General features: G+C 44.2%; 5 protein-coding genes. All 5 read right to left on the bottom strand.

From position 1 onward, the window contains the following. Positions 1-21: 21 nt before the first annotated feature. A complete protein-coding gene (locus VL525_RS12875) occupies positions 22-1656 on the bottom strand; it encodes an alpha-L-fucosidase (RefSeq protein WP_325387173.1) in 1635 nt (544 codons plus the stop codon). 4 nt (positions 1657-1660) lie between these two features. Beyond that, a complete protein-coding gene (locus VL525_RS12880) occupies positions 1661-2776 on the bottom strand; it encodes a Gfo/Idh/MocA family oxidoreductase (RefSeq protein WP_325387176.1) in 1116 nt (371 codons plus the stop codon). Between the two features lie 18 nt (positions 2777-2794). Beyond that, positions 2795-3655 carry a sugar phosphate isomerase/epimerase family protein gene (locus VL525_RS12885; protein ID WP_325387178.1) on the bottom strand — a complete coding sequence of 287 codons (861 nt, stop codon included), beginning with the start codon at positions 3653-3655 and terminating at the stop codon, positions 2795-2797. A gap of 11 nt (positions 3656-3666) precedes the next feature. Continuing rightward, on the bottom strand, positions 3667-5220 hold the full coding sequence (locus tag VL525_RS12890) for an MFS transporter (protein WP_325387181.1): 1554 nt from the start codon (positions 5218-5220) through the stop codon (positions 3667-3669). An 11-nt stretch (positions 5221-5231) separates the two neighbouring features. Beyond that, positions 5232-6791: DUF7133 domain-containing protein (locus tag VL525_RS12895; protein WP_325387183.1), on the bottom strand; the 1560-nt coding region annotated here is incomplete at its 5' end.

Below are 6791 nucleotides of genomic sequence, written 5' to 3' on the forward strand. Positions count from 1 at the left end.
GCCTAATCCATTTTAACCAAACTATATTATTGATCCTTCAATCTTAAACACAAAAGCATTCTCGCCAATCTGTTGATCAGGCAAATTGACCACGAGGCCATCTGCGGTTTGCTCAGTGTTCAGTTTTTGACCGTTACTCAGCAATGTAACTCTGTCTACCCGTCCGGCATTTGCATTAAGTGCTTTTATCGTAGCCTTTTGGTTTGCGGGCCAGCCAAACATTGTAGCATATAGCACTTTCCCCTTTGTCGCAAAACGGATATCTTCCGGCCCAAATGGTTTTCCCTTACCTTCATTGAAACCTTGTGCGCTAAGCGGCGCACTTGCCGCAATAGCCGGGCCTTCACCAAAGATTTTCCAGGGCCGCGTACCATAGATGCTTTCACTATTTATATGCATCCAGTCTGCAATTCCCTCTACAACCATCCTTTCTTTATCGTCAATAGTTCCGTCTCCGCGGACAGGAATATTTAACAACAGGTTTCCGTTCTTACTGACAATGTCGACCAGGGTTTGTATAATAGTTTTGGCACTCTTATAATGACCATTCTCATATATACGACGATCATAATGCCAGCCGCCGATACAAGTGTCGGTTTGCCACGGGAATGACTCTATTTGATTGCTCTGTCCACGTTCAATATCCCAAACCATGCATTTACGCTGTTGCTCATTCAATATCTTACCAAAGATCACCGCGTTTAATTTACCATGCTTTTTAATACTGGTGTTATACATATGCGCTGCAATACGGAGTCCGGCGTCGCTAACCGGCCATAAGGGTAGGGCAGTATCGTCAAAATACAACATTTCAACACCATATTTATCAATAAGCTCCAACGTTCGCTTATAGAATTTTTCACAGTATTCCGTAGATGGAGGAGTAACACCGTTGCCCCAATTCCACTGGCTGTGAATAGTCCCGTTATTTAAGCTGTCTTTGCTTAGTGGGTGATTTTGTGCATAAAGTTCCTGAGGGTCTTCTCCATGCCACCATTTACCATCTCCATCTGCTTTAGTCAGCTTCCCGTCATAAGGAACACCGGTAAGCTGACCATTTTTGTCTGATCTTTGCGATGGCTCCATCCAACTCCAGGCATGTGCTGCATGGATACTGACACCAAATGGCAGATCATGTTTCTTAGCTGCATTTGCCCAACCGCGAATCAAATCTTTTTTCGGGCCCATTCGGGTTGAGTTCCATGGCTGATGGGTACTGTGATACAGATCGAAATTGTCGTGGTGGTTGGCAAGCGCCATAAAGTATTTTGCTCCCGCCCGTTTGTAAAGGCCAACTAATTCATCGGGATTCCAGTTTTCGGCTTTCCATTCATTGATGACGTCCTTAAAGCCAAATTTCGACGGGTGTCCATATTTTTGACAATGAAACTTGTATTGATCACTACCCTCCTGATACATGCCACGAGCATACCAGTCGCCGCGTTCAGGTTGACATTGTGGCCCCCAATGCGCCCACATGCCAAATTTAGCGTCACGAAACCAGTTAGGCACCTGGTATTGTGCCAACGAATCCCAAGTGGGTTGAAAAGCAGATGCCGCATACGGTGCTTTTAATAACCTGCCGGCATAACTTTTTGAAATATACAAGGATGAAATGCTTGCGGCAATCCCTTTAAGTAATGTTCTTCTTTCCATATCACTAATCAATTAAGGTAAAATCAGGAAGATTTATTTTTTTACCGCCATCCATTGCCGACTCATGCGCCAAAATGCCCACGCAGGTAATATTTGCCGACTGTCTGGCATTAGGGAAAGGCTGCCTTTTATTAACCAATGCCGAAACAAATTCATTAACCAGGTGCGGATGTGAACCACCATGGCCAGAGCCTTGTATAAACGACAAGTGCTGATTGCTATTTGCATCATACACACCACCTGTAGTAAATGCTTGAATTTCTTCGGGTAATAAATGTGCATAATCAGGTATAGTCACTCTTTCAGGTGTTTCACCTGTATGAATAACAGAGGGTTCATGCTCTATTAGCGTCCACTCGAATGTTTTCTTAGAGCCATATACATCAAAACTTTCGCGATATTGCCTTGCTGTGTTAAATAGCGAACGGGTTACCTCGGCAGCAAGATCAGAGTCTTTGAACTTAATATGGCAGCTTTCTATAGCGAATGGCGAACCATATTTACTGATCAAATTTTCATCAATACGACCCGAACCAAAGCATGAAACATACTCGGCATCCGCTTTGGCCAAAGCCAGAACCGGCCCCACACAATGGGTGGCATAATGCATCGGCGGTAAACCTTCCCAATAGCCGGGCCAACCGGCCATTTCTTGTTGATGCGACGCCCTTAAAAATTGCAGACGCCCCAACTCGCCTTTTTCATATAATTCTTTTACAAACAAAAATTCCCGGCTGTATATCACTGTCTCCATCATCATATAAGTTAAACCGGTTTCTTTTACGGCCTCTACAATCTGACGGCATTCTTCAACCGTTGTTGCCATGGGTACTGTACAAGCAACATGTTTACCTGCACGTAATGCTTTTATAGATTGCTCGGCGTGATTTTGAATAGGCGTGTTAATATGTACCGCGTCAATGTCGGGGTCACGCAGTAATTCATCATAATCTGTATAACGTTTTTCTACGCCGAAAGCATCGCCCACTTCATGCAGCTTTTTGTGATCGCGCTGGCAAATGGCGTACATATTTGCATTAGGATGGTGTTGATAAATGGGAATAAACTCGGCACCAAAACCTAAACCTATAATTGCAATGTTAATTTTTTTATTTTCCATATATAATAAAGTTTCGGGCTATTGTGCCCATTGTTTTAAAAAATTAAGGCCCTCAATGGCAAAGTTTTCCTGGCTCAAAGCCAAGGGGTACCAAATGCAAACCGCTTCTGCCAATTCTTGATTGTTGGGCGTAAAACTTTCAATAGATACGGTTCCCTTATAATTGATAGCTTCAAGACCTCGCCTGTATGCATCCCAGTTTGTTTGGCCGGTACCGGGAGCTCCGCGGTAATTTTCGGCAACCTGTAAATGAATCAGCTTGTCGCCAACTAACTTGATGGCGTCTTCAACATTTGGTTCTTCAATGCCCATATGAAACCCGTCAAGGATCACTTTAGCCGAAGGATGATCAATGTCATTTACTAACCTGATCACATCGCTGGCCGTATTTACCAAGTCTGACTCAAAACGGTTGAGCGGTTCGAGCGCTATTTCTAAACCGCGCCGTTGTGCCATGTCGCAAACCCTGCGCAAATTGGTTACAGCAAGGTCCCACTCCGCTTTCCGTTTCGCCGGCGGTAACATACGCGCCTTACCGACTGCCGAATACATAGGGCCGGCAAAAAAGCCGGTATCCCACATAACACATAAATCCAAACATTCTTCAATGTATTTAAAGCAGATCTGATGAATAGCCGGATCATCGTTTGTCAGGTCGCGGATAGGACCGAAAGCACCACAGACGATGGCTTTTAAATTATATTTTTGCAGTGCAGATTTTACTGCTTCTCCGTCTATCAATGCCGGATCTTCGACCGCTATTTCAACAGCATCAAAGCCCATTTCGGCAATTTTAGGAAATAGTTCCTCAATAGATGATGTTTGAAATGGCGAAGTAAAAAGCCATGTACTAACACCGAATTTTATTGGTAGTGACATGTTATTATTGTTTAATAAGGCGTGGCTTCCAGTTCTTCCGTTTGGTTCAGTGCTATTGCCTTATATCCGCCTTTTGATTTGAAATAGAGGATCAGCAGCAGATAGCTGGCCAGCATAATCAGCGGAAAAATTACGATGTACCGTAATGCTTCTTTTTTTGCCCCGTCGCGAATAGTTGTAACCGTTAATTGTTCGTTTGCATTTGCGGTAGCCAGTTTAGTTTGATCAAGCGCCTTATAGTCTCCAAAAAGACTTGTTTTTTGCTCTGTTACGTAGGTATTATGGATAGCCGTTTGATGTGTACGATCATAAGCTGTTATTTTTTGGTCGACAGATTTGTCCTGGATAAAGCCTAATATACCGGCGCCAATAACGCCGGCAGCTATCATACCCAATCCACCGGTAATATTTAATGTTAATGCGCCGCCTTTTGGAAATCGTTCAGATACCATACCCAACATAGTTGGCCAGAAAAAGGATTTGCCCAGTCCATAAATAGTTGCCGCAATCAGGATCAGACTCCCTGCCGAAAAAGACATGACATATAAACCAACAGCTGCAATTGCCGAACATATGGCCAATAACCCCGGCGACGAGAACCGATGTGATATTGGCCCGGCAAAAAATCGCAGCGCAAACATAATGGCCGATGTATATATCAATACCCATCCGGCTTGAAAGCCAATCTTATTCATTTCGGGTGTCATCAAGTCGGTTATCCAGCTATCGGTACCTAACTCAGTTGTTGCCAAGGGAATCATGATCAACAACAATATAATGAACAGGGGCTGCCCGAAACTACGGGTGTAATAGCCAAACCCCGCTGTTATCAGTAAAGTGATGACGATATTAGCGGCGGTGGGCCAGGCAAATACTGCGCCTAACTGAAATACTATCAACGCCACTATAATTAATGCGCCGCCTGCGCCTACCTCCTGGAGCATTTCTTTGTAGGATACTCCCGCCTGTACACGTTCGTTTACCGGGAATTTTCTTGATATAGTCATCACCCCATATATTAGGGTAGGGATAAGTATCAAAGCTATCTTATATTCCCATTGGGTATTAACCCCAAGCAACAAGGCCATTAACCCGCCCAAAACCAAACCACCGGCCCAGCCGGCGTGTAGCCTGCTTAACCATTTAATTTTTTGTTTCGGGAACATGGTGGCGACAACAGGATTAGCCACCGCTTCTACTGTACCGTTACCTATGGCGCAGATAAACGAACCAATATAAAGCATCCAATACCCTGTGGCGAAAATGGTGATGATAGCCGAAGCAATATGACAGAATACGGCAAAGAACATGGCCGTTTTATAACCAATGCGATCAATGACCAGACTAAACAATACTATACTAATAGCAAACGGCCACAAGCCAACCCCGGCTATTTCTCCTAACTGGGTTTGAGTTAGCTTGAAATCGACGCCCCATTGGGGTAACACAATGGCACGCAAGATAAAACCGAAGGCGGTTGTTACTAATGAAATGAAGCAGGCATAAAAAAGCTTCATGTCTGGCGCGGAACTTTCCGCATTCTTACTCAAAGTTTGATTGATCATGGTTTACAGGTTTATTTTACAACATGCATTAAGCCGTTCATTATACGCCAATGGCCCGGGAACGAACAAATAAAAGGATAGTCGCCCGCATCGGCAGGTACACGAAATTTCAAAGTCGTATGCTGCTGCGGATCAATTAATTTAGTCGACCATAACACCTCGGGCATTTTCGGGATATAGCTTTGTTCTAATCCTTTTGGATCTTGTGCCAGTTTATCTGCCGCAGCACCTACTTTTTCGAGGCTCCCTTTTTGAAGGATCAGGAAGTTATGCTGCATAAAATCAGGATTTGAAAAATCAACCTCAACCAAACTGCCTGCCTTAACAGTGAAAGCTTTGGTATCAAACTTCATTGCATTTTGAACCACATTTATTTTAACCACCTGATCTGGTTTGGCGTTAGACATCCTTGACCTGTTGTTGGCTGCGATGTTAGCGGCTTTAATCTCATCCGCTGCGCCTTTTACGTGCGTTGCAATAGCAGCTTGCAAAGCCTTGCTGATCCAATAATCGTTCATATTCTGCGGCATTTTCTGCATGGCTTGCAAGGTTATCCCCATGCTGTCCGATTGCGGCATATCGGCAATTGCCAAAATAGCGGCCAAGCGTGTATTTAGGTTAACGTCGTTTAAAAGCCCCGCGTTTTGAATAGCCGACATTGATTTGGTGGTTGATGGTAACACCTGCAAAGCAGCCTTTCTTACGCCTGCTGACGGATGTGTCAATGCGCCTTCAGCTACACTTATAGCTTGTTGATCAGAGCCATCGAGCATGCCCAAGCCCTTCAGCGTCCACAAAGCATGTATGGCGGCTGCATTGATACCGATTGCATCAATATCTTTATTTTGAATAAGTGCATATAGATTTGGCGCTAATTGTTTATATCCACCCTCCACAATTAGCCGTTGTGCAGTCATGCGCCAAAACATATTGTCATTTTGCAGAGCAGCTACCAATTGGTCGGGATTGCTTTTATCCAATTTTTTTATGGTCGATGGCTTTGCATTGTCATAAACTATGCGGTAAATACGACCATGTGTCCGGTCGCGTAAAGGGTTTATGTAGGCATTACCTTTTCCGTTCTCAAAACCCTTTGGCGTCGGATTGTGCTGAATGATGAAGTTATACCAGTCGGCCACCCATAGGGCGCCGTCAGGACCCACCTCAGACTGTACCGGGGCCAACCATTCATCCGCGCTCGCTAAAAAATTCCAACCATCTTTTTCCTTAAAACCCGATCCGTCCGGTTCCAAAATAGCCCGATGTATTACACGCCCTGTAGGCTCGTTCACAAAAGCAATACGGTTCCAATACTCCTGCGGGAAATTACGGGCGGTATATAAATTATGTCCCGCGGCAGCGGTAAAACCATCGTGCACATCCACCTGTCTTAAATTTTTGGTTACCACGTGCATATTATAATGCCCGTCAATCTTTAACACAGAGGTCATAGGCGGCATACCAATTTTATTAATGTATGATAGAGGAATGCCCAGATAATCGCTGTGCGAATTATTAGCAGTCGATATAAACACATCGTTGTTCTCAGAAAATCCAAGGCCCCAGGTGTT

This window comes from Mucilaginibacter sp., assembly GCF_035492695.1.
Taxonomy (GTDB): domain Bacteria; phylum Bacteroidota; class Bacteroidia; order Sphingobacteriales; family Sphingobacteriaceae; genus Mucilaginibacter.

What these genes read in the sequence shown, in the direction of transcription:
- VL525_RS12875 (WP_325387173.1), bottom strand. Translation starts at nt 1,656, where the DNA reads ATGGAAAGAAGAACATTACTTAAAGGGATTGCCGCAAGCATTTCATCC.
- VL525_RS12880 (WP_325387176.1), bottom strand. Translation starts at nt 2,776, where the DNA reads ATGGAAAATAAAAAAATTAACATTGCAATTATAGGTTTAGGTTTTGGT.
- VL525_RS12885 (WP_325387178.1), bottom strand. Translation starts at nt 3,655, where the DNA reads ATGTCACTACCAATAAAATTCGGTGTTAGTACATGGCTTTTTACTTCG.
- VL525_RS12890 (WP_325387181.1), bottom strand. Translation starts at nt 5,220, where the DNA reads ATGATCAATCAAACTTTGAGTAAGAATGCGGAAAGTTCCGCGCCAGAC.